We start from the raw sequence: 21163 nt of genomic DNA on the forward strand, positions 1-21163 counted from the left end.
CTGGTTCCCGGTGCGATCCCCTTGTAGGGTCGCGCCATGACCAGCTCTGCTCTCATATTTTCTGATGATCAGGCCGCCGCCTTTGATCGCGTCGCCGATGTCCTGCGCAGCGCAGGGGTTGATCTGAATGATCAGCTTTTAACGCCGCCAAAAGGTGCCGCCACATCGGTGATGGCGGTCACGGGCAAGGCGGGGTCGGGCAAAACCCTATTGCTCGCGGAGCTTTACAAAGCGCTGCAAAGTGCCGGTGTCGAAGTCGTTTCAGGCGATTACGAATCGCGCAAGCGCCGGGACAAACGTTCGCTTGCTATTCTCGCGCCCACCAATAAGGCCGCCAGTGTTCTGCGCCTGCGCGGGGTCCCGGCCACGACGATTCACCGTATTCTCTATACGCCGGTTTATGACCCCCAATATGAGCAATTGGCGGAATGGCTGGCCACAGGTGGCGATGATCGCCCCGAGATTGAGGGGCTGAGCGACATCGCGTTGGATCGCGCCGTGGCGTTTTATGCGAGCAACAAATCAATTCCGGGCGCATTGGCAGCGGCGGGGTTGCGTGGATCGGATTTTATTACCGGCTGGAAGCGACGTGAGGAGCCTTTGGACATTGGCTTCGTGGATGAATCCTCCATGCTGGATGACAAGCAGTTCGAAGACCTCAAGGAAATTTTTCCGACCTTGTTGTTGTTTGGCGATCCGGCACAGCTTGCGCCTGTCAATCAATCCGGCACGATGGTATTTGAAAAATTACCCTCAAACAGGGTGCTGGAGCTCAGCCGAATTCACCGACAGGACGCAGATAACCCGATTCTTGATCTTGCGCATGCGCTGGGCGATCCCGATCTCAGTTTCGAGCAGTTTGAAAATATGGTTGAGCAGGCGGCGGCGCGCGATGATCGTGTCATCTGGGGTCAGCGCGTCGAGGTCGACCTGATGGCGCGCAGCCCGGTTCTGGTCTGGCGCAATGCCACGCGCATCCGTCTGATCAATGCGTTTCGCCGGGTCCACGGTGCTCCGGAGGATGCCTTGCTGGAAGGCGAGCCACTCATTTGTGACGGGCTGGAACTGCCCTTGAAACACCGCAAGAAACGTCTCGATCTGGAGGCGCGCGGGTTGATCAAAGGCGCGCAGGTGATTTTCCTGGGAGAGGGACGCAAGCCCGGCTTCAGCCGCTTGCATGTGATGAGTGCAGAAGATCCGCAGGTCTCGGCGGCCTCGATCGTCAAAATCGAAAAACCTGATGAAGAAGAGCCATTCATCCCTTTTGCCGCGCGGATGGGCGCGACCTTTCTGCACGGTGCCGCCGTCACGATCCATAAAGCGCAGGGCAGCCAGTGGGACACGGTACAGGTCTTTGCGCCGGATCTTTATGCGGCGGCGCGGATGGGGCGCTCGGAGGCGGGACAGCCGCTTTGGAAACGTCTGGCCTATGTAGCGATCACGCGGGCGCAAGAGCGGCTGATCTGGGTGGTGCGCAACCGCCTGTCGATGCCCACAGGACCGTTGATTGTGGATGATTTGCGGGCACTCCCGGCGGCACACCTGTCGCTAGCACAGCCCCCATCGGAGGAAGTTTTATGAAATCGATCATCATTACAGGGGCCAGTTCGGGGATTGGGCATGCCACCGCCAAGGTGTTTTTGGACGCCGGTTGGCGCGTCGGTCTGATCGCGCGCCGTGCGGATCGGTTGGAGGCTTTGGCGGATCAATATGACACAGCTGTGCCGTTGCCAGCCGATGTGAGCGACGCGAACGGCATGCAGGCTGCTTTTGAGGCTTTCGGGCATATCGACGTTCTGTTCAACAATGCTGGTTTGTTTGGGCCATCGGCCACCATTGATGAGATCACGTTGGAGGATTGGGCGCAGGTGATGCAGGTCAACATCGGCGGTATGTTCATTGCGGCCCGCCTGGCCTTTATGAAGATGCGCGCGCAGGACCCCCAGGGCGGGCGGATCATCAACAACGGATCATTGTCCGCGCATGTGCCACGGCCCAATTCGGTCTGTTACACCACGACGAAACATGCGGTGACCGGCCTTACCAAGACGCTGTCTCTGGATGGGCGGTCGTTCAATATTGCCTGCGGTCAAATCGACATCGGTAACGCAGAGACGGATTTGCTCAGGCAGCTTAAGGCGTCGCAACCGGGGACAGAGACAATGGATGTGGGCAATGCCGCGCGCTCTGTCCTGCATATGGCTGAGATGCCGACAGAGGCGAATGTGCAATTCATGACCGTCATGGCGACGCGTATGCCCTATATCGGGCGGGGCTGAAGGGAAAGAAGGTGGCCTGAAAGCCCACCTTACGGCGCGCGCGGATCAGGCCCGAAAAATACGGAAGACGGCGGAGGCACCCCAACCGGCGGCGATGGCGATCCCAATCGACATCAGGCCATAGAGCAGCGGCTGGTTGCGCGAGAGCTCAAAGAGCCAGCGCTCCATGCCGACCTTTTGGACGTCGATGGTCGTTTCGTAACTCGAGATCACGTTGCCGTCGCGGGTCAGAAAAATGCGCGTGGCATAATCGCCTTCGGTCAGCGCTGCGGGCAGGCGCACGGCGGTGCGGAACAGGGTTTGTTCGCTGACGGTAACCGCACCCTCACGTAGTTGGTAAAGATCGGACCGACTTCGGATACGAATCAGGGCTTCGGTAAAGCTCTCGGAATCCTGAATGGTTGCCGGAGCCCCGACCGAGCGAATGGCGCGTGGAACCGATATGCGGTGGCGCAGGTCTTCGACGTCTTTGAGCACGTCGCGCAGGGGGCCGCTGGTTTGAACGGCGTAAAAGCTTGGGGCACGGTCGACCTCCACGGCATCTACGTTAACCCAGATGCCGAGCCGTTTTTCCTTGCGCCGCACAGTCAGGGGCGTGGAGGGGCCAGCCACGGTCACGATGACCTCAAGGGGGGGGCCGTCCGGGATCGCCTCTTCGCGTTTGACCGCCCCGAAAATCAGGATGTCGGAGCCATCAAAGCTGGTTGTGATCGACACCTTATCCTTGCTGAGGCCAAGGACGACTTCCTCGGCTCGGATCGGAGTGGTGAGGAGAAGCGTGACGCTCAGCAGCACACCGAAGAGACGCCATGACATGCTCAATGCCCCGACGCCGCGCCGATGGAGTAAAGCTCCGATGGCATCAGCAGCAGATCAAGCGCGAGTTTGCCACAGACCGCGAGCACCATGACCGCAAGCCAGATGCGCAGCTGTTCAGCCTTCATTTTCACGCCAATGCGGGTGCCGATCTGCGCACCGATGACACCGCCCACCAGCAGCAAGACGGCCAGGACGATGTCCACCGTGAAGTTGGTTGTGGCGTGTAAAAGCGTGGTGAAGGCGGTCACAAAGATGATCTGGAACAGCGAGGTCCCAACCACCACCTTTGTGGGCATGCCCAGGAGGTAGATCATCGCAGGCACCATGATGAAGCCGCCACCCACGCCCATGATGGCCGCCAGAATGCCAACCGAAACACCGACCAGAAGGGGGGGGATGACAGAGATATAGAGACCCGATACGCGGAATCGCATTTTGAAGGGCAGACCGTGGATCCAATTATGTTTCTTGCGCACCGGGGCCTTGCCCGCCTTGGTGTTGCGGATCGCGTTGAGGCTTTCGATGAACATCAACCCGCCGATCACGCCCAGAAACACAACGTAGCAAAGCTTGACCAGCAGGTCGACCTGGCCTTGTGCCTTGAGATAGTTGAACACGATGACGCCCAATCCGGCCCCGACGAGACCGCCGACAAGGAGGACAGTGCCCATCTTGAGGTCGACGGTTTTACGTTTGAGATGCGCCAGGACGCCGGAAAAGGAGGATGCCACGATCTGGTTTGCCTCAGTCGCCACCGCGACCGCGGGCGGGATGCCGATCATGAAGAGAAGCGGCGTCATCAGGAAGCCGCCGCCGACACCAAACATGCCCGATAAAACGCCGACGATTCCTCCCAGCCCCAATAATAGAAAGGCGTTTACCGATAGTTCGGCGATAGGAAGGTAAATCTGCATGGGTTTTGTTAAAGCACAGACGGGCATGAAATCAATGCTGATTGCTGCCGTGCAGCGATCAGGACCGATATAAATCGCGATTCTGGACTTAAGACGTCAGCGTTCCTTGACGTAGGGTTGCCCGCCCGCGCGTGGCGGGATCGCCTTGCCGACGAAACCAGCCAGAATGATCACCGTCATCACATAGGGTAATGCGCCGAGCAATGCGCCCTGCACCTTGATGCCCAGTACCGCCTGAATGATATCGGGGCGGGTTTCAAGTGCGCCGAAAAGGCCGAAAAGCAGGGTGGCATAAAGGGCGTACCAGGGGCGCCATTTGGCGAAGATCAGAGCCGCAAGTGCGATGAAACCGCGCCCAGCGGACATGTCCTTGACGAAACCGGCCTGCAACGCGGTGGACAGGTAAGCGCCCGCAATACCGCAGAGCACGCCGCAGATCATCACCGCCGCGTAACGCAACCCCACGACGGAAACGCCCGCGGTATCCACAGCTGCCGGGTTTTCACCAACGGCGCGCAGGCGCAGGCCAAAGCGGGTACGAAACAGGATCCACCAGGTCAGTGGGACCATGGCGAAGGCGACATAGACGAGGATCGAATGCCCGGAGATCAGTTCCGCGTAGATTGGCCCCAGAATGGGCGTGGAGGCAAGCGCATCGGCAAAGGGCAGGGTGATGGGTTCGAACCGCGCGCCGCCCATCAGAGAGGGGGTGCGCCCGCCTTGGCTGAACCAGTCCTGTGCAATCAGCACGGTGAGGCCAGCGGCGAGGAAATTGATCGCGACGCCTGAGATCAATTGATTCCCGCGAAAGGTGATGGAGGCCAGCCCGTGCAGCAGGCTGAAGGCCATGGAGGCGGCAATTCCTGCCGCGAGGCCGATCCAGACCGACCCGGTCAGCGCGGCAATGGCAGCGGAAAAGAACGCCGCGGCCAGCATTTTGCCCTCAAGGCCGATGTCGAAAATGCCCGCACGTTCCGAGAAAAGCCCCGCCAAACAGGCCAGAAGCAGCGGTGTTGCCAGCCGCACCGTGCTGTCGAGCAATTGGATCAGCGTGAGGAAATCCATCAGCTGTTCCCCCGGCGCATCATCAGAAACAGGCGCTCCAGCGGCATGCGCACCATGTTATCCAGCGCGCCGGTAAAGAGGATCACAAGCGCCTGAATGACCACGATCAATTCGCGCGGGATGTTGGTCCAGAGTGCGAGTTCCGCGCCGCCCTGATAGAGGAACCCAAAGAGGATCGCCGCAAGGAAGACGCCAAACGGGTGGCTGCGCCCCATGAGCGCCACGGCGATGCCGATGAAACCCGCGCCCTCCACCGCGTTGAGGACAAGGCGTTCGGCCTCGCCCATGACGTTGTTGATCGCCATCATGCCCGCCAAGGCACCGGAAATCAGCATGGCGATCATCGTGATCGCAGTGGGGGAAATGCCGCCGTATTTTGCCGCCGGTTCGGATTTTCCATAGCTGCGGATTTCATACCCGAGCCACGTCCGCCACAGCAAAAACCACACCAGCACACAGGCGATGAGGGCGATCAGGAAGGTCACATTGGCCGGGGCGGCTTTGGAGAAACTGATGCCGAGGGGGGCGAGGATGTCGTGCAGGGTGGGCAGGTGAACGGCTTCGGGAAAGCGCGCGGTGGCCGGATCCATGCTGCCCGCCGGGCGCATCAGGTTCACCAGCACATAGTTCAAAACAGCCGCGCCGATGAAGTTGAACATGATGGTGGTGATGACGATATGGCTGCCACGTTTGGCCTGTAGGAAGGCCGGGATCGCCGCCCATGCCGCCCCAAAAAGCGCTGCCGCCAGTGTCGCGCCGAGCAGCGCCAGCGTCCAATGCGGCCAGGGGATCAGCAGGCAGGCCAGCGCCACGCCGAGCCCCCCCAGCATCGCCTGCCCCTCGCCGCCAATATTGAAAAGCCCCGCGTGAAAGGCCACGGAAACCGCCAGCCCGGTAAACAGAAAGTTCGTCGCGTAATAAAGCGTGTAGCCCCAGCCATAGGTGCTGCCCAGGGCACCCGTGACCATCAGCTTCACCGCTGCAACAGGGTCCTCCCCAATGGCGAGGATCACCAGCGCCGACAGGATCGCGGCCAGCAGCAACGAGATCAGCGGTACGAGGGTCACCTCGGCCCATTTTGGCATCACTTCCATCGCCTAAGCCCCCACACCGGCCATTAGCAGCCCCAGTTCTTTTTCGTCGGTTTCAGAAGACAACCGCTCGCCCATGATATGCCCATCGAACATCACCGCCACGCGGTCCGAAAGCGCGAGGATTTCTTCCAACTCCACCGACACCAGCAGGATGGCCTTGCCCTTGTCGCGCAGGGCGACGATCTGTTGGTGGATGAACTCGATCGCGCCAATGTCCACACCCCGCGTCGGTTGCCCCACCAGCAACAGATCCGGGTTGCGTTCAATCTCACGGGCCAGGACGATTTTCTGCTGGTTTCCGCCGGAGAAATTCTTGGCGGCCAGTGCCGGGTTGGGCGGGCGCACGTCAAAGCGCCCCATTTTGGCCTCGGTATCCGCGCGGATCGCGGCATTGTTCAGCAGTAATCCGGATTGATACCCTGGATCGCGGTGATAGCCAAAGGCCGTATTCTCCCAGGCGGAAAAATCCATGATCAGCCCTTCGCGCTGACGGTCCTCGGGGACATGCGCAATGCTGCGCGCCCGTCGCGCGCGCCCATCCGCAAGCTTGCCGTTCAGATCCAGCGGCTGGCCGTTGACCTGAATAACGCCTGTGCCGGTGGCATAGCCGCCCAGCACTTCCAGCAGTTCGGATTGCCCGTTGCCAGCCACGCCCGCGATGCCCAGGATTTCGCCTGCACGAACCTGCAAATCAATGCCCTTAAGGCGCTCAACGCCCTTCTCATCGACCACGCGCAGGCCTTTGATATCCAGCACGACCTTACCGGGCGTTGCGGGTGTTTTATCCACGCGTAACAGGACCTTGCGGCCCACCATCAATTCCGCCAGTTCCGCCGGAGAGGTTTCCGCCGTCTTGACCGTCGCGGTCATTTCGCCGCGCCGCATGACGCTGACCGTATCGGTGGCTTCCATGATTTCGCGCAGCTTATGCGTGATCAGGATGATGGTTTTACCCTCAGCGCGCAGCCGGTCCAGAATGCGGAACAGCTGATCCGCCTCGGCCGGGGTCAACACGCCTGTGGGCTCATCGAGGATCAGGATATCGGCCTGCCGGTAGAGCGCCTTGAGGATTTCCACGCGCTGTTGCATGCCGACGCCGAGGTCTTCGATCACTGCATCCGGGTCCACATTCAGCCCGTATTCGTGCTCCAATTCCAGCAACGTTTTGCGCGCCTTGGCGAGCGAGGGGCGCAGGAGCCTGCCGTCTTCGGCCCCCAGAATGATATTCTCGAGCACGGTGAAATTTTCAACCAGCTTGAAGTGCTGGAACACCATGCCGATGCCTGCAGCAATGGCCGCCTGACTGTCGGGGATCTCGGTCTTTTTGCCGCCAATGAAAATTTCGCCGCGGTCGGCTTTGTAAAAGCCATAAAGGATCGACATCAGCGTCGATTTACCCGCGCCATTCTCGCCGATGATGCCGTGGATCGTGCCGGGCATCACCCGGATCGAGATGTCCTTATTGGCCTGAACGGGTCCAAAGGCCTTGGAAATGCCCTTGAGTTCGATGGCCGCAGAGGCGGCAGGAGCGGCAGTTGCCTGCCGCCCCGAAATGTCACTGGCGTTCATGTCCTTAGAAGCTCAGCGCAGGGCAGCTGTCGTCTGATGTGTAATCATGCACGGCCAGATCACCCGCCGCGATCTGGCTGGCGGCTGCGTCCACGGCGGCCTGCATATCTGCACTTACGAGGTCGGCGTTGAATTCGTCCATGGCATATCCGACACCGCCATTGGCCAAGCCCATGACGTTAAATCCTTTTTCCATACCCGGACCGTCGGACATCGCCTGGAAAACAGCATTGTCGACACGTTTCATCATGGAGGTCAGGACCTTGCCCGGATGCAGGTGGTTCTGGTTGCTATCCACACCGATGGACAGGATATCCTCATCCGCGGCGGTTTGCAGAACACCAACGCCGGTACCGCCGGCCGCTGCATAAACCACATCCGCGCCCTGGCTGATCTGCGCTTTGGTCAGCTCCGATCCCTTAACCGGATCATTCCATGCAGCGGGGGTCGAGCCGGTCATGTTGGAGATCACGGTGGCGTCCGGGTTCACAGCCTTGACGCCCTGTGCATAGCCACAAGCAAATTTACGGATCAGCGGAATGTCCATGCCGCCGATGAATCCAACGGTGCCGGATTGCGACGCTTTGGCCGCCATCATGCCGACAAGGTAGGACCCTTCATGCTCGTTGAAGACAACCGAGCGCACGTTGGGCGCATCCACCACCATGTCGATGATCACAAAGTCGGTGTCTGGATAATCACTCGCGACCTGACCCAACGCATCGCCAAAGGCAAAGCCGGTCATCACGATGGGGTTGGAGCCGGATTCGGCAAAACGGCGCAGAGCCTGTTCGCGCTGTGCTTCGGATTGCAGCTCGATGTCGCGGAACGTGCCGCCGGTTTCTTCGGCCCAACGCTCAGCGCCGCGAAAGGCGGCCTCATTGAAGGATTTATCGAACTTGCCGCCCAGATCAAAGATCAGCGCAGGTTCGGCCAGTGCGGCACCAGCAGAAAGCGCGAGGCCCGCCGCCCCGCCAAGGAATTTTTGCATAAGGGTCATTTAGGTGTCTCCCGGTTGGTAATTCTGGAGCGTTTGGGGGCCCGGCTGAGCCCGTCATCGCCCAATATGAGCAGATTTATTCTGTTCCTGCGCAAATTAGGACCTAGCTGACCGGCAGGGTCAACCGGTTTTTGACGCATTCCCGTTGAATCAGGGGCGCTTACCAAGCCTTAAAGCGGTTTGCGTTTAATCTGAATTGATTTGTGTTTCCCAAAGGAGTCTTTGTCTGTTTCATTTTCAGTGTGGAGGTGGATGATGGGCAAACCTCTTTCTTTAGATTTTCGGCACCGGATTTGCGGGTATGTTGCTGCTGGGAACTCTTGTCGTGCAGCAGGGCGCATTTTTGGTGTCAGTGCGGCAACGGCGGTGCGTTATGCTGCGGACAAACGAGAGCGGCGCGACGTCACGCCCAGACCACAGGGCGGGCCGGTGGGCCGGATTTGGCCAGCTGGCACCGTATAAGGATTTCTTAATCGGGATTATCCGTGCCGAACCAGACATAACATTGCATGCACTATCGGGCGCGTTGGAAGACACGTCTGGCGTATCCGTTCACCTCTCATAAATTCACCGCGCCTTGGTACGCGCCGGGTTCTCATATGGAAAAAGGACTTATCGCACAGGAACGTAATCGGCCTGCCCTGCGCAAGTCAAGGCGGGGGTGGATCAACCACCGCCAGCCGCGCATGCGCCAGGAGCCAGGAGCCAGGAGCCACACAGACTGGTCTTTATTGCTTCTGGGGACATTGCTGCGCAATACCCTGACGGCCAGTGGATGAGATGGCTTTCTCAAAGCCCATCTGAGACGGATCGGACCAAAAACGTTTGATACAAACTTCCAGGCCCTCGGCGACATTTATGATCCGTTTGATCCAAGCAAATGCTGAAACCTCCTCAAAGCTGCCGGATATGCCTCAGATCAAATGCAAAATGCTTTAATTAAGTATGTAGGCCCTAATCAAAGGTCCCCGCGACACGCCCCAGTAACATGAAGGCCCGCGCAGTCCTTGTTTCGGCGAGGGCTGAAATATCGCTATCCGTTGCGTTTGGTTCAAATTCGGCAAAGGCCTTGTCAAAGCGGCGCAAAAAGTGGTGCGCGGCATCGCGGAAAATCGGATCCTGCTTCATGCGCCCGGAGGTCAGCGCCAAGGACGAGCGGTCCCGCACGCCCCCCAGACCCGCGATGGCGCGCCCGCGTGCGCCCTGTCCGAAATGGCGCCAGATTTCCGGCTTGGCGCGGTCGGGCCGCAGATCATCCATGTAAATGCCATCCTGGCTCAGCAGCGTCAGGATATCCTGCGCGGCCTGGATGAGTTGCGCGGTCGAGCGGTCCTTCAAAGCGCGCCGCAGGGCGGAAAACCCGGCCTCATCTTCGGCGGTTTCAGGAAAATGTAGCGCGCGGATGAAATCCTCATTGGCCAGCGGTGGGGCCATATCCACGGCCTGCGTGCCCAAGGCGAGCGCGGGTTGGTCATCGGTTTGCGTGTTCTTTTCCGGCGCGGGGGCGGGCGCGCGCTCTTGATCCCGGCGCGACGTAAATGTGGCCAATACGGTTTCGGTATTGCGCGCCGCGGCGGCGATTTCGTCGAGTTTACGCGCCACACTGGCGGGTTCATGGCCCAGCGTCCCGCTTTGGCTTTGCGCGATATAGGCATGGCGGATGGCGTCGATGGCGGCCTGCAGCCGCTGGCTTTCTTCGCGCATCACACGGCTGGAACGCGCCGCGGTAGCCGCAACCCAGATCATCGCAACCGGCATAAAAACCGCCAGCATGGTCAGCAGAAACTGCATCCCGCCGCCCGGTTCATCCACATTGTTCGGCACCAGCGTGAAAAACACGATCGCGCCCAACAACCAGACGCCTGACAGCGCCAGTGCGACGATTTCGATGCTGGTGATGCCACCCGAATGCGGTTTGTCATAGATGCCAAGAGGCGTCGGGCGGGCCCGTGTCTCATTGCTCTCGGCCTGTTCATTTGTATCAGCCATGTCCGCAGGTCCTGTCAGGCATAGACGATTTTAAGCACCTCATAGGATTTCTCACCACCCGGGGTGCGCACATTTACGCTATCGCCTTCGTCCTTGCCAATCAGGGCGCGCGCAATCGGCGATTTTATGTTCAACAGACCTTTTTCGACGCTGGCCTCATGTTCGCCTACGATCTGCCAGGTTTTTTCCTGATCGGTGTCTTCATCCACCAGCGTGACGGTTGCGCCGAATTTGATGGTGCCGGACATTTTGGAGGGATCAATGACCTCAGCCAGACCAAGCACGCCCTCCAACTCCTTGACCCGACCTTCGATGAAGGAGTGTTTTTCGCGCGCGGAATGATACTCTGCGTTCTCGGACAGATCACCATGCTCACGTGCCTCGGCGATCGCCTGAATGATGGCGGGGCGTTCCACGGTTTTCAACTTCTTGAGTTCCGCTTCCAGATCGTCGTGGCCCTTTCGGGTCATTGGGATTTTGTCCATCGGTATCGTCCAGGAAAAGGTGCGGCCCGCCGGAAGAAACCCGTGGGCCGCAGGTGAGAGTTGGCATTTACCAGACCGAATGGCGAAGCAAAATGCAAGGGGAACCGTCAGGCGGGCCCCCACAGATCACTAATCGTATTGCACGACCTCGTATTCGATATTGTCGTGGTCATGGAAATAAAACCGGCGACCGGGCTCATAATCGGCGTGATTGACGGTCGTGAAACCCGCCACCTTTATCGCCTGCTCCGCCGCATCGATATCCTCAACCGTCACGGCGATATGATTGAGCCCGCCGTTTGTCTGGTAACTGTCAGGTTTTGGCGTGATGCCTTTGCCGGGCGTATAAAGCGCCAGGTACTGCGTCTCTGTTCCGACATGGATGGATTGACCGCCATCTATCGCGGCCCCTTTCCAACGGATGTGCCACCCAAACAGATCACACATCCACGCCGCCGTCGCGTCATTGTCCGAGACCGTGACATTTGCGTGTTCGAGCATCGCGACCATTTGTTTTCTCCTTTGAATGAGTTTTGATGTCACCTATCGTAATTTCTAAACCTAACTTTAGGTCAAGGAATTTCTTGATGGCACTGCATGACGGGCTTTCCATTGGTGCGCTGGCGGATCGGACCGGTTTGGCCGTATCGGCCATTCGCTATTACGAGGCGCAGGGCTTGATCAAACCCTGGCGTAACGCGGGCGGGCAACGTCGGTTTGAACGCTCCGATCTGCGTCGCCTGAGCTTTGTGATGATCGCGCAGCAGTTCGGATTTACCCTGCCACAGATTCGCGCCGAACTGGATCGGTTGCCCGGCGGGCGCACCCCAACCAAGGCGGATTGGGCAAAAATCAGCGCGGGGTTTCGCGCCAGTCTCGACCAAAAGATCGACACCCTGACCCGCATGCGGGACAATCTGGACGGCTGCATCGGCTGTGGCTGCCTCAGCCTGCCCAATTGTGCGCTCTATAACCCCACGGACAAAGCGCGCGAAAAAGGGCAGGGACCGCGGTATCTGATGGGGGATCGCCCGGAAACGTAACGTGATCACGCGCTGTTCGGCGTTGAACGCGTCGCTTTTACCCATATGTGACGTCCAGTTGCGATTGCATTGGGCCATAACGTGGTTTAGCCAAACGCGAACGATTGTTGCGCAGTCGCGCCAGCGCCGCGAAGATAATTAGGGGAGCCGGACATGTCCGAGAACGAACGTGAAACCATGGAATACGACGTTGTCATCGTGGGTGCTGGCCCGGCCGGGCTGTCGGCCGCCATTCGCCTCAAGCAGTTGAATGCGGATTGCGACGTGGTCGTGCTGGAAAAGGGCTCCGAAGTGGGCGCGCATATCCTGTCGGGTGCTGTGCTCGATCCGGTGGGTCTTGATGCGCTGATCCCGGATTGGAAAGCGAAGGGCGCACCGCTGAATGTGCCGGTGATTGAGGATAAATTCTACATGCTGGGCGAGGCGGGGCAGATTCGCATTCCCAATGCGCCGATGCCACCGCTGATGAACAACCATGGCAATTACATCGTCTCAATGGGTAATGTGTGCCGCTGGATGGCTGAACAGGCCGAAGAGCTGGGCGTTGAGATTTTCCCCGGCATGTCCTGTTCGGAGCTGGTGTACGGCGAGCAGGGCGAGGTCAAAGGCGTCGTGGCAGGTGAGTTCGGCAAGAACTCTGATGGCACGAAAGGCGATGGCTATGAGCCGGGCATGGAGCTGCATGGCAAATACGTTTTCCTCTCCGAGGGCGTGCGCGGCAGCCTGTCCAAACAGGTGATCGACAAATACGACCTCTCCGCCGGGCATGAGCCACAGAAATACGGTCTTGGCATGAAAGAGATCTGGGAGATTGACCCCGCCAAGCACAAGGAAGGCTCCGTCACCCACACGATGGGTTGGCCTTTGAATGGCAATGCGGGGGGTGGGTCTTTCATCTACCACCTTGAGAAAAATCAGGTTTATGTCGGCTTTGTGGTGCATCTGAACTACAAGAACCCGCATCTGTTCCCCTATATGGAGTTCCAGCGTTTCAAGCATCACCCCATCGTGGCGAACCTGCTGGAGGGGGGCAAGCGCATCGCTTACGGCGCGCGCGCGATCTCCGAGGGCGGGTTTCAGTCGATGCCGAAAATGGTGGCACCCGGCGTAGCACTCTTGGGGTGTTCGGTGGGCATGGTCAACGTGCCGCGCATCAAGGGTAACCATAACGCAATGCTCTCGGGGATCGCGGCGGCAGAAGCTGCGATGGAGGCCATCAAGCATGACCGCAGCGGTGATGAGCTGAGCGCCTATGAGGTCGAGGTTCGCAACGGCCTGATCGGCAGCGATCTGCGTAAGGTGCGCAACGTCAAACCGCTCTGGTCGAAATATGGCCTGACGGCGAGCCTTATGATGGGCGGGCTGGACATGTGGACCAACACGCTCGGGTTTTCATTCCTCGGCACGCTGGGACACGGCAAATCGGACGCGGAAGCGACCGAGGAGGCGTCCAAACATGCGCCCATCGATTATCCGAAACCAGATGGCAAACTGTCTTTTGACCGGCTGACTAATGTCGCGTTTTCCTTCACCAACCACGAGGAAAGCCAGCCTGCACACCTGACCCTCCGGGACGCGTCGGTGCCGGTGAACATCAACTTGCCGAAATTTGCAGGCCCCTCGGCGCGTTATTGCCCAGCGGGTGTTTATGAGTTCGTGGAAGAAGCCGGCAAGGACACGCGCTTCGTGATCAATTTTCAAAATTGCGTGCATTGCAAAACCTGTGATATCAAGGATCCGGCGCAAAACATCGTTTGGACCACACCGCAAGGTGGAGACGGGCCAAATTACCCCAACATGTAGGGTGCTATGGCGTCCAACGGAGCGGGGTGCTTGCGAAGGGTAGGACCCCAGTGCCATTGCGCCTGAGCCGCAACATGTTACCGTCTGGTCAACCTCCGTATCCAAAAAGGCATAAGCTTGTGTTCCGTAGAATGATGACATCCGCAGTCGCAATCGGGCTTTGTATCGCCTCTGCGGCCCCTTTGGCGGCGCAATCCAATGCGGGCGCGTACCTTGCGGCGCGCTCTGCCGCGATCCAAAGCGACTTTGAACAGGCGGCCTCCTATTTTACCCAGGCGCTCACGCGGGATCCGCGCAATTTCGGCTTGATGGAAAGTGCTGTTGCCTCGCAACTTGCGCTGGGACGCATTGATCGTGCCGTGCCGATTGCGCAATCCCTCAAGGCTTCGGGGCAAAGCAGCCAGGTTGGTGAGCTTGTGCTGACCGCCCATAAAATCCTGCAACAGGATTTTGCCGCTCTTGAAGCAAAACCCATTGCGGACGCAGGCATCGGCCCCCTTGTGGATGGCCTGGTGCAGGCCTGGGCCTTGATGGGAAGTGGCAAGGTCTCCGAGGCGCTGGCGGGTTTTGACGAGGTTGCCGCGCAACCCGGCCTTATGGGGTTCGCGCTCTATCACAAGGCGATGGCGCTGGCGTCGGTGGGCGATTTCGAGGGCGCGGAACGCATTTTCGACGGCGATACCTCCGGGACGGTCATCCAAACCCGGCGTGGTGTTTTGGCGCGTACCGAAATCCTCTCTCAGCTGGGGCAGGGGGACAAGGCGCTGTCGCTCTTGCAGCAGATGTTCTCCGGCGCGACTGATCCGGAGATTGAGCAAATCATCGTGCGGCTAGAAAATGGCGAGCAAATCCCGTTTCAGCATGTGAACTCTGCGCAGGACGGCTTTGCGGAGGTCTTTTTCTCGGTTGCTGCGGCTTTGCGCTCTGAGGCCGGACCGGAATATATTATCCTCTATGCGCAGATTGCGTTGAATTTGCGCCCCGATCACGTGGATGCGCTGCTTCTGACGGCGGATATCTTTGAGTCGCTGGGTCAATTTGACGAGGCGATCAAGATTTACAAACGCGTTCCGGCAAACGACCCAAATTACCATGCAGCCGAGCTTGGGCGCGCCGAAGCGCTGCGTAGTTCTGATCGCCCCGAAGCGGCGATTGAGGTGCTCGAACAGCTGGCGCGCAGCCACGGCGAACTTGCGACGGTCCATTCGGCTTTGGGCGATGCGCTGCGCCGCGAAGATCGGTTTGGCGAGGCCGTTGCGGCCTATGACGCGGCTGCTGAGCTGGTCACCGACAAAGGCGGCCCAAGCTGGTTCCTCTATTACGCGCGCGCGATTTCGCAGGAACGTCAGGGGAATTGGGAAGCGGCAGAGAGTGATTTCCGGGCCGCGCTGGAGATCAACCCGAACCAGCCGCAGGTGTTGAACTACCTTGGCTACTCCCTTGTAGAAAAAACACAAAATCTGGACGAAGCCCTGGAAATGATCGAACGCGCGGTCGCCCTAAGCCCGGATAGCGGGTATATTATCGACTCGCTGGGCTGGGCGCTCTATCGCCTCGGACGTTTTGAAGAGGCCGTGCCCCATATGGAGCGCGCGGTGGAATTGATGGCGGTGGACCCGGTGGTTAATGATCACCTGGGCGATGTTTATTGGGCTGTGGGGCGCAAACGCGAGGCGGAATTCCAATGGGCGCGCGCCTTGTCCTTTGTGGATATGGACGACCCGCTGAGCGAGGCTAAACCCGACCGGATCCGGCGCAAACTTGAGGTTGGCCTCGATGTGGTGCTGGAAGAAGAGGGCAGCGACCCTCTGGAAGTCGCGCGGGATTGAGCCGGTATCATGGCTGATCTGGCGCAAGCTGTGCGGGTGTTCGCCCCGGCCAAGATCAATCTGACGCTGCATGTCACGGGCCAACGCGCGGACGGATATCACCTTTTGGATTCTCTGGTGGTCTTTGCCGATGTCGGGGATCACCTGGCGGTTCACAGGCAGGACGGTTTTTCGATGCGCGTGGAGGGGCGTGAGGCCGCAGCGGTACCGGCGGATACGGACAATCTTGTGCTGCGCGTCGCTGCTTTGTTCAAAGACCTGCAGGGTGCGCGGTTTCACCTCCTCAAAGAGCTGCCTGTTGCTTCTGGCATCGGCGGCGGGTCTGCGGATGCAGCGGCGGCTATGCGCGCGCTGGCGGCTCTTTCTCAGGCGGGCAATGCGCCTGACATGGCCGATGTTTTGCGACTGGGAGCGGATATCCCCATGTGCGTTAGATCGGATGCGGCGCGGGTGCGGGGGATCGGTGACAGGATCGAGCCCCTGACAGATTTACCGCCGCTCCATGCCGTTCTGGTCAATCCGCGTCGCGCGGTTTCAACGCCCAGCGTGTTCAAGGCTTTGCGTAATCGCAATCAGCCGCCGATGCCCGAGACCCTGCCGCACTTCGCGGATGCGTCCGACATGGCGGCTTGGCTGGGCACACAACGCAACGACCTGGAGGCCGCAGCCACATCGGTGGACCCTGCGATTGCGCAGGTAAAGGCCGCTTTGGAAGCGTGCCAGGGCTGCATGTTGGCACGTATGTCAGGGTCAGGTGCCACATGTTTCGCGCTGTTCGCGGACCACCGAACCGCCAAAAATGCCGCCGCGCGCCTGTGTGAGGCACATCCCGACTGGTGGATTAAACCTGCGCGCCTGGGCGATCAGAGCCAGCGCGCAGCGCCTCAGTTAATCCGCTCAACTACATAATCGGCCAGATCATTCAGCATGTGTTTGACCTCGTGATCCGGCAGCGGCGTCAGCGCCGATTTCGCCTTTGCCGCCCAATCCCGCGCTGCTACGGCCGTATCCGTCAGGGCCGCATGTTTGTGCAGATAGGCAATGGCAGTGTCGAGATCGGCGTCGGTCTGTTTGCCTTTTTCGATGGTGCGCTCCCAAAAGGCGCGCTCTTCCGCCTCTGATTTGGCAACCGCCTTGATCAGGGGCATTGTCAGCTTGCGTTCACGAAAATCATCCCCGATGTTCTTGCCAATTGCGCCCGCATCCCCTTGGAAATCAAGCAAATCATCGACGATCTGGAAGGCCACGCCCAAGGCATCGCCATAATCAAACAGAGCTCGTATCTGAGCCTCGGGCGCATCCGCGATGACGCCACCCACCTCCATCGCCGCCGAAAAAAGCGCCGCCGTCTTGCCGCGCACGACTTTTAGGTACACCTCTTCTGTGGTGGCCAGATCCTGACTGGCGGTCAGCTGTAAAACCTCACCTTCTGCAATGGTCGCAGAGGCATTTGCCAGAATATCCAACACCCGCAAGGAGCCGGTTTCCGTCATCAACTGGAAACTGCGCGCAAAGAGATAATCGCCCACCAGAACGGAGGATTTATTGTCCCAGAGCAGGTTCGCCGTGGGCCGCCCGCGCCGCTGCCCGCTCTCATCGACCACATCATCATGCAGCAGCGTCGCCGTATGGATGAACTCCACCGTCGCCGCCAAATTGATATGATAGCGGCCTTCGTAGCCGCACATATGCGCCGCCGCGAGCGTCAGCATGGGGCGCAGGCGTTTGCCGCCTGCCTCCACCAGATGCGCGGTGACCTCGGGGATGCGCGGGGCATGCTCGGAAGCCATGCGCGTGCGGATCAAATCGTTCACCGCGAGCATATCGGCGGCCAGAAAGGTGGCCATCCTGTCATGCGGTTTTTGTGATTTCTCACTCATTGGCATCAACTTCCCGTTTGCAGGCTCGACAACATGGCCAGCTTGCCCTTACATCCCTGATATGAAGGAACTTTTGCGCAGCACCGACCCGACGATCATCGCCTTTGCCATGGCCCTTCTTCAAGGCGAGGATATAGACTGCTTTGAATTGGACGTAAACATGAGCGTGCTCGAAGGTAGCATAGGCATTTTTCCGCGCAGGCTGATGGTCCGCCCGGACGATCACACAGCGGCGCTGCGAGTGATGCGTGACAATGAAATCCCATTGGGAAAATGATGGATGACCTGACGCGGGACGCCTTTCTGGGCGGCTTGGTGCAGTTGTTGCAGCCGCGTGTGGGGTACCGGGCCGGCGTTGATCCGGTGCTTTTGGCAGCCAGCGTGCCGGCGCAGGCAGGGCAAAGCGTGCTGGATCTGGGCTGCGGTGTCGGGGCGGCGGCCCTATGTCTTGGCGCGCGGATTGCGGGGTTATCGCTCACCGGTGTTGAAATGCAGGCCGAGTATGCACAACTTGCCGCGCGCAATGGCGGTGGCAGGCTGGAAGTCGTCGTCGCGGATTTGAACGACCTGCCTGCGGATTTGCGCGAACGCCAGTTTGATCATGTCATGGCCAACCCCCCGTATTTTGACCGAAAGGCTGGTCTTTCCGGTCAAAATGCTGCGCGTGAGGCGGCGTTGGGCGAAGCGACGCCGCTGGCGGTTTGGATCAAGGTGGCGGCGAAACGCGTAAAACCCAAGGGGCAGGTGCATTTCATTCACCGTGCGGAACGCATCCCCCAAATCCTTGAGGCTCTGCCCGATCATATGGGAAGTATTGAGATCTTGCCGATCAGCCCGCGTATCGGTCGTGCGGCGGAACTGGTGATCCTGCGGGCGCGCAAAAATGGACGGGCTGCTTTCAAATTGCATGCGCCGCTGATTCTGCACGAGGGGGCGCGGCATCTCAGGGATGGGGACAGCTATGCGCCCCGTATCAAAGCAATTTTGCGGGATGGGACGGCGCTTGATTTTTGAGCGACGTTAATACAATCTTAACGGGAGTCGTGTGCATGCTGCTAATGCGGCGTGACTTGAAGCGCAAGGTGTGCTCCACTCGATGTCGTACCGATGCAAACAGGAGGAATGGATGAGCGTTACTGCACATGTCGAGCAACTGAAGAGAAAACATCAGTCCCTGAGCGATGCCGTGGAAGAGGCGCAACGCGCCCCCGGTATTGATGACCTTGCAATCGCCGATCTGAAGAAACAGAAACTACGTCTCAAAGAAGAAATATCGCGATTATCGGCCTAGTTTCGAGAAGACAGACTGGCGCGGGCCGCGATCACCGCCCCGCCAGTTACCAAAATTGCCGCGATACCCAGCGTTGCCGAAAATGCTGTAACGCCCGCAACGACCAGCACACATGTCGACAAAAGAGGTGCCGCATAAGACGCTGTGCCCAAAAGCTGTATGTCGCCCTGCTTGACCCCAATATCCCAGACGAAAAACGCGAGCCCAACCGGCCCCATGCCTAGAAGTAAAGTGGACCCCCAAGCGATTGCGGTTTGAGGGAATATTGTTTGCTCGAAGATGAGATGCAGCGGTAGCGACAGCGCAGCCGCAGCGAGGCAGAAGACGGTCACAGATTGCGTTGGTGCCGTTCCAACCAAACGGGACAGCACCGAATAGCCCGACCAGGTAAAAGCGCAGACAAGCGCCAAAAGGTAGCCAGCCATATGCGCGGTCTGAAATCCAGCGTCACCGCCCGATAAAATCAATGCGGCTCCAGTGAATCCGATTGTGGCACCGATCAAATGGCCCTTTTTGACCCGTTCACCCGGCAAAAACCCTGAGAGTATCACGATCAGCAACGGCCATAGATAAGCGATCAAGCCAGCCTCTGCCGCCGGGGCCAAGCGCAGGGCCGAAAAATACAAGGCGTGATACCCAAAAAGACCTAGTGAACCAAAGACATAGACCCGCAAAGGCACTGCGCGCAATGCGCCCAGCCCAGTGGAAAAATGCGTCCAGATCAGGCCGGAAACCCCGCCGATGGTAAAACAGATCGTATTGAGCAGCAGCGGTGGCGTCGGAGCTGAACCGACCGTTAACAGGGCCAGCAGGGACCACAGGATCACTGCGATGAACCCGATCAACGTCGCGCGGTGCCGCGTCATGGGTCTTCTCCGGTGGGTTCAAGGATACGTAGCGCCTCGGTAATATGGGTTGTCTTGCTGATCTCATGCAGCATCCACTCGCGGAAGGCTTTGACCTGCGGTCGGGTTTCATTTCCCAGCGGACACAGAAAGCGAAACTGTGCACCGGTCGAGATTGCCATGTCAAAAGGCATCACCAACCGACCGTCGGCAATGTCCTTCACCACCAATGCGCGGCGCCCCAGAACAATACCGACACCGGCCAAGGCGGCATCCACGGCATGATCGGCCTGGCTGAACCGGGGGCCGTGGCGTGGATCAAAGTCAATGCCCATCGCGCCAAACCAGGCTTTCCAGTCGCATGGGGGGCGCAGGAAATTAATCGAATCATCAAAGATCAAAGGCGCACGGGTGAGGCTTTCGGCATCGGGGTATTTTTTTGCCAGTTCAGGCGTCATGACAGGGGCCACCCACTCCGTCGCCAGGGGCAGAGAATAGAGCCCTTCGTAGGGATCGTGCCCGAAGCGGATGGCAACATCTATGGCGTCGCGACCGAAATCCATGATTTTCAGCGAGGCGGAAAAACGCAGTTCGATCTCCGGATGCGCCTGTGCAAATTCATAAAGCCGGGGTGCCAGCCATTTTGCGGTAAAGGCGGGGCCAGCGGTGACGGTTAGGGTCTGTTCGTCCTGAAGCCGCTGTGCCGCGCGCCAGGCGGCGGAGAGTTTTTGAAACCCATCGGCGGCACCGGGAGCCAGTGCCGCGCCCGCTTCGGTCAATTCGACCGCCCGATTGAGTCTGCGGAATAAGGGCGCGCCCAGATGTTGTTCAAGGGATTTAATCTGGAAGCTCAAGGCGGCCGGGGTGACCGAAAGCTCCTCTGCGGCCTTGGCAAAAGACATATGCCGCGCCGCCGCTTCAAAGGCACGCAAGGCGGTCAGGGGCGGCAGGCGTTCAATCATTTCACATCAGTATAACTTAACCGAACGGATTAAAAGTCTCGTTTGTCAGTTATGTTTGCGAATGACATATTGAGGTCAGATCAAATTCACTGATGCTCTGAAAGGACCAAACCTATGTTCGAAGCCTCCACAACCGCCACAACCCGTAATGCAATGCAACGTGCGCATGAAGAACGCGCGCAAGCCATGAAAGACGCATGGCACTGGTTGTTTCCTTCTTCCCGCTGATGGGCTGCAGCCATCTTACGGGATACGAAAAGGGCCGGTCACGGTGACCGGCCCTTTTTGTCTGCGCG

Annotated in this window: 21 protein-coding genes; 9 read left to right on the top strand and 12 right to left on the bottom strand. The window is 59.0% G+C overall.

What is annotated here, in order from left to right; all coding sequences use genetic code 11:
• The first annotated feature begins 36 nt into the window (after positions 1 to 36).
• Together ROLI_RS03370 and ROLI_RS03375 are read left to right on the top strand one after the other, a co-directional pair.
• On the top strand, positions 37 to 1581 hold the full coding sequence (locus tag ROLI_RS03370) for an ATP-dependent RecD-like DNA helicase (RefSeq protein WP_187430504.1): 1545 nt from the start codon (positions 37 to 39) through the stop codon (positions 1579 to 1581).
• The gene (locus tag ROLI_RS03375) at positions 1578 to 2279 is read left to right on the top strand and encodes an SDR family oxidoreductase (protein ID WP_187430505.1); all 702 of its coding nucleotides are present in this window, start codon (positions 1578 to 1580) and stop codon (positions 2277 to 2279) included. Before ROLI_RS03370 ends, ROLI_RS03375 begins: the two co-directional genes overlap by 4 nt.
• 45 nt (positions 2280 to 2324) lie before the next feature.
• Here ROLI_RS03375 and ROLI_RS03380 read toward each other — a convergent pair whose 3' ends face one another.
• From ROLI_RS03380 to ROLI_RS03420, 9 genes are all read right to left on the bottom strand, one after another.
• Positions 2325 to 3095, bottom strand: a complete 771-nt coding sequence (locus ROLI_RS03380) for a TIGR02186 family protein (RefSeq protein ID WP_187430506.1) — start codon at positions 3093 to 3095, stop codon at positions 2325 to 2327.
• Positions 3096 to 3097: 2 nt separating this feature from the next.
• The gene (locus ROLI_RS03385) at positions 3098 to 4012 is read right to left on the bottom strand and encodes a sulfite exporter TauE/SafE family protein (RefSeq protein ID WP_187430507.1); all 915 of its coding nucleotides are present in this window, start codon (positions 4010 to 4012) and stop codon (positions 3098 to 3100) included.
• A 96-nt stretch (positions 4013 to 4108) separates the two neighbouring features.
• Entirely contained in the window at positions 4109 to 5077 is a 969-nt protein-coding gene (locus ROLI_RS03390) for an ABC transporter permease (RefSeq protein ID WP_187430508.1), read from the bottom strand.
• On the bottom strand, positions 5077 to 6171 hold the full coding sequence (locus ROLI_RS03395; RefSeq protein WP_187430509.1) for an ABC transporter permease: 1095 nt from the start codon (positions 6169 to 6171) through the stop codon (positions 5077 to 5079). The genes ROLI_RS03390 and ROLI_RS03395 overlap by 1 nt, the downstream gene beginning before the upstream one ends.
• A 3-nt stretch (positions 6172 to 6174) precedes the next feature.
• Positions 6175 to 7740, bottom strand: a complete 1566-nt coding sequence (locus ROLI_RS03400) for an ABC transporter ATP-binding protein (RefSeq protein WP_187430510.1) — start codon at positions 7738 to 7740, stop codon at positions 6175 to 6177.
• A 4-nt stretch (positions 7741 to 7744) separates the two neighbouring features.
• The gene (locus ROLI_RS03405; protein ID WP_187430511.1) at positions 7745 to 8740 is read right to left on the bottom strand and encodes a BMP family protein; all 996 of its coding nucleotides are present in this window, start codon (positions 8738 to 8740) and stop codon (positions 7745 to 7747) included.
• Positions 8741 to 9694: 954 nt separating this feature from the next.
• On the bottom strand, positions 9695 to 10729 hold the full coding sequence (locus ROLI_RS03410; protein WP_187432153.1) for a hypothetical protein: 1035 nt from the start codon (positions 10727 to 10729) through the stop codon (positions 9695 to 9697).
• A gap of 14 nt (positions 10730 to 10743) precedes the next feature.
• Entirely contained in the window at positions 10744 to 11214 is a 471-nt protein-coding gene (gene greA / locus ROLI_RS03415) for a transcription elongation factor GreA (RefSeq protein WP_187432154.1), read from the bottom strand.
• A gap of 129 nt (positions 11215 to 11343) precedes the next feature.
• On the bottom strand, positions 11344 to 11724 hold the full coding sequence (locus ROLI_RS03420; protein WP_187432155.1) for a VOC family protein: 381 nt from the start codon (positions 11722 to 11724) through the stop codon (positions 11344 to 11346).
• Between the two features lie 77 nt (positions 11725 to 11801).
• Between ROLI_RS03420 and soxR the strand changes: the two genes are divergently transcribed.
• The 4 genes from soxR (at position 11802) to ROLI_RS03440 (ending at position 16798) form a co-directional block, all read left to right on the top strand.
• On the top strand, positions 11802 to 12257 hold the full coding sequence (gene soxR / locus ROLI_RS03425) for a redox-sensitive transcriptional activator SoxR (RefSeq protein WP_187432156.1): 456 nt from the start codon (positions 11802 to 11804) through the stop codon (positions 12255 to 12257).
• A 153-nt stretch (positions 12258 to 12410) separates the two neighbouring features.
• Positions 12411 to 14060, top strand: a complete 1650-nt coding sequence (locus ROLI_RS03430) for an electron transfer flavoprotein-ubiquinone oxidoreductase (RefSeq protein WP_187432157.1) — start codon at positions 12411 to 12413, stop codon at positions 14058 to 14060.
• A 131-nt stretch (positions 14061 to 14191) separates the two neighbouring features.
• The gene (locus ROLI_RS03435) at positions 14192 to 15889 is read left to right on the top strand and encodes a tetratricopeptide repeat protein (RefSeq protein ID WP_262386699.1); all 1698 of its coding nucleotides are present in this window, start codon (positions 14192 to 14194) and stop codon (positions 15887 to 15889) included.
• Positions 15890 to 15898: 9 nt separating this feature from the next.
• Complete coding sequence (locus ROLI_RS03440; protein WP_187432159.1) at positions 15899 to 16798, top strand: 4-(cytidine 5'-diphospho)-2-C-methyl-D-erythritol kinase; 900 nt, start codon at positions 15899 to 15901, stop codon at positions 16796 to 16798.
• Here ROLI_RS03440 and ROLI_RS03445 read toward each other — a convergent pair.
• Complete coding sequence (locus ROLI_RS03445; RefSeq protein ID WP_187432160.1) at positions 16774 to 17775, bottom strand: polyprenyl synthetase family protein; 1002 nt, start codon at positions 17773 to 17775, stop codon at positions 16774 to 16776. The genes ROLI_RS03440 and ROLI_RS03445 overlap by 25 nt on opposite strands.
• Positions 17776 to 17830: 55 nt before the next feature.
• On the opposite strand from ROLI_RS03445, the gene ROLI_RS03450 reads away from it, so the two are divergent.
• The 3 genes from ROLI_RS03450 to ROLI_RS03460 all read left to right on the top strand — a co-directional run bounded on the left by ROLI_RS03450 (position 17831) and on the right by ROLI_RS03460 (position 19060).
• Positions 17831 to 18046, top strand: coding sequence for a DUF2007 domain-containing protein (locus ROLI_RS03450; RefSeq protein WP_187432161.1), 216 nt, complete (start codon positions 17831 to 17833; stop codon positions 18044 to 18046).
• Positions 18043 to 18783 (top strand): tRNA1(Val) (adenine(37)-N6)-methyltransferase, encoded by a 741-nt coding sequence (locus tag ROLI_RS03455; RefSeq protein ID WP_187432162.1) that lies wholly within the window; start codon positions 18043 to 18045, stop codon positions 18781 to 18783. The genes ROLI_RS03450 and ROLI_RS03455 overlap by 4 nt, the downstream gene beginning before the upstream one ends.
• Before the next feature lie 112 nt (positions 18784 to 18895).
• A complete protein-coding gene (locus tag ROLI_RS03460) occupies positions 18896 to 19060 on the top strand; it encodes a YdcH family protein (protein ID WP_187432163.1) in 165 nt (54 codons plus the stop codon).
• Here ROLI_RS03460 and ROLI_RS03465 read toward each other — a convergent pair.
• Together ROLI_RS03465 and ROLI_RS03470 are read right to left on the bottom strand one after the other, a co-directional pair.
• Positions 19057 to 19926: a DMT family transporter gene (locus tag ROLI_RS03465; RefSeq protein WP_187432164.1), complete on the bottom strand. Its 870-nt coding sequence runs from the start codon at positions 19924 to 19926 to the stop codon at positions 19057 to 19059. The two genes, ROLI_RS03460 and ROLI_RS03465, sit on opposite strands and share 4 nt — an antisense overlap.
• Positions 19923 to 20867 (bottom strand): transcriptional regulator GcvA, encoded by a 945-nt coding sequence (locus ROLI_RS03470; RefSeq protein ID WP_187432165.1) that lies wholly within the window; start codon positions 20865 to 20867, stop codon positions 19923 to 19925. The genes ROLI_RS03465 and ROLI_RS03470 overlap by 4 nt, the downstream gene beginning before the upstream one ends.
• Positions 20868 to 21163 lie beyond the last annotated feature (296 nt).

The sequence above is a fragment of the Roseobacter fucihabitans genome (assembly GCF_014337925.2).
Classification (GTDB): Bacteria; Pseudomonadota; Alphaproteobacteria; order Rhodobacterales; family Rhodobacteraceae; genus Roseobacter; species Roseobacter fucihabitans.

What these genes read in the sequence shown, in the direction of transcription:
- ROLI_RS03370 (WP_187430504.1), top strand. Translation starts at nt 37, where the DNA reads ATGACCAGCTCTGCTCTCATATTTTCTGATGATCAGGCCGCCGCCTTT.
- ROLI_RS03375 (WP_187430505.1), top strand. Translation starts at nt 1,578, where the DNA reads ATGAAATCGATCATCATTACAGGGGCCAGTTCGGGGATTGGGCATGCC.
- ROLI_RS03380 (WP_187430506.1), bottom strand. Translation starts at nt 3,095, where the DNA reads ATGTCATGGCGTCTCTTCGGTGTGCTGCTGAGCGTCACGCTTCTCCTC.
- ROLI_RS03385 (WP_187430507.1), bottom strand. Translation starts at nt 4,012, where the DNA reads ATGCAGATTTACCTTCCTATCGCCGAACTATCGGTAAACGCCTTTCTA.
- ROLI_RS03390 (WP_187430508.1), bottom strand. Translation starts at nt 5,077, where the DNA reads ATGGATTTCCTCACGCTGATCCAATTGCTCGACAGCACGGTGCGGCTG.
- ROLI_RS03395 (WP_187430509.1), bottom strand. Translation starts at nt 6,171, where the DNA reads ATGGAAGTGATGCCAAAATGGGCCGAGGTGACCCTCGTACCGCTGATC.
- ROLI_RS03400 (WP_187430510.1), bottom strand. Translation starts at nt 7,740, where the DNA reads ATGAACGCCAGTGACATTTCGGGGCGGCAGGCAACTGCCGCTCCTGCC.
- ROLI_RS03405 (WP_187430511.1), bottom strand. Translation starts at nt 8,740, where the DNA reads ATGACCCTTATGCAAAAATTCCTTGGCGGGGCGGCGGGCCTCGCGCTT.
- ROLI_RS03410 (WP_187432153.1), bottom strand. Translation starts at nt 10,729, where the DNA reads ATGGCTGATACAAATGAACAGGCCGAGAGCAATGAGACACGGGCCCGC.
- greA (WP_187432154.1), bottom strand. Translation starts at nt 11,214, where the DNA reads ATGGACAAAATCCCAATGACCCGAAAGGGCCACGACGATCTGGAAGCG.
- ROLI_RS03420 (WP_187432155.1), bottom strand. Translation starts at nt 11,724, where the DNA reads ATGGTCGCGATGCTCGAACACGCAAATGTCACGGTCTCGGACAATGAC.
- soxR (WP_187432156.1), top strand. Translation starts at nt 11,802, where the DNA reads ATGGCACTGCATGACGGGCTTTCCATTGGTGCGCTGGCGGATCGGACC.
- ROLI_RS03430 (WP_187432157.1), top strand. Translation starts at nt 12,411, where the DNA reads ATGTCCGAGAACGAACGTGAAACCATGGAATACGACGTTGTCATCGTG.
- ROLI_RS03435 (WP_262386699.1), top strand. Translation starts at nt 14,192, where the DNA reads ATGATGACATCCGCAGTCGCAATCGGGCTTTGTATCGCCTCTGCGGCC.
- ROLI_RS03440 (WP_187432159.1), top strand. Translation starts at nt 15,899, where the DNA reads ATGGCTGATCTGGCGCAAGCTGTGCGGGTGTTCGCCCCGGCCAAGATC.
- ROLI_RS03445 (WP_187432160.1), bottom strand. Translation starts at nt 17,775, where the DNA reads ATGCCAATGAGTGAGAAATCACAAAAACCGCATGACAGGATGGCCACC.
- ROLI_RS03450 (WP_187432161.1), top strand. Translation starts at nt 17,831, where the DNA reads ATGAAGGAACTTTTGCGCAGCACCGACCCGACGATCATCGCCTTTGCC.
- ROLI_RS03455 (WP_187432162.1), top strand. Translation starts at nt 18,043, where the DNA reads ATGATGGATGACCTGACGCGGGACGCCTTTCTGGGCGGCTTGGTGCAG.
- ROLI_RS03460 (WP_187432163.1), top strand. Translation starts at nt 18,896, where the DNA reads ATGAGCGTTACTGCACATGTCGAGCAACTGAAGAGAAAACATCAGTCC.
- ROLI_RS03465 (WP_187432164.1), bottom strand. Translation starts at nt 19,926, where the DNA reads ATGACGCGGCACCGCGCGACGTTGATCGGGTTCATCGCAGTGATCCTG.
- ROLI_RS03470 (WP_187432165.1), bottom strand. Translation starts at nt 20,867, where the DNA reads ATGATTGAACGCCTGCCGCCCCTGACCGCCTTGCGTGCCTTTGAAGCG.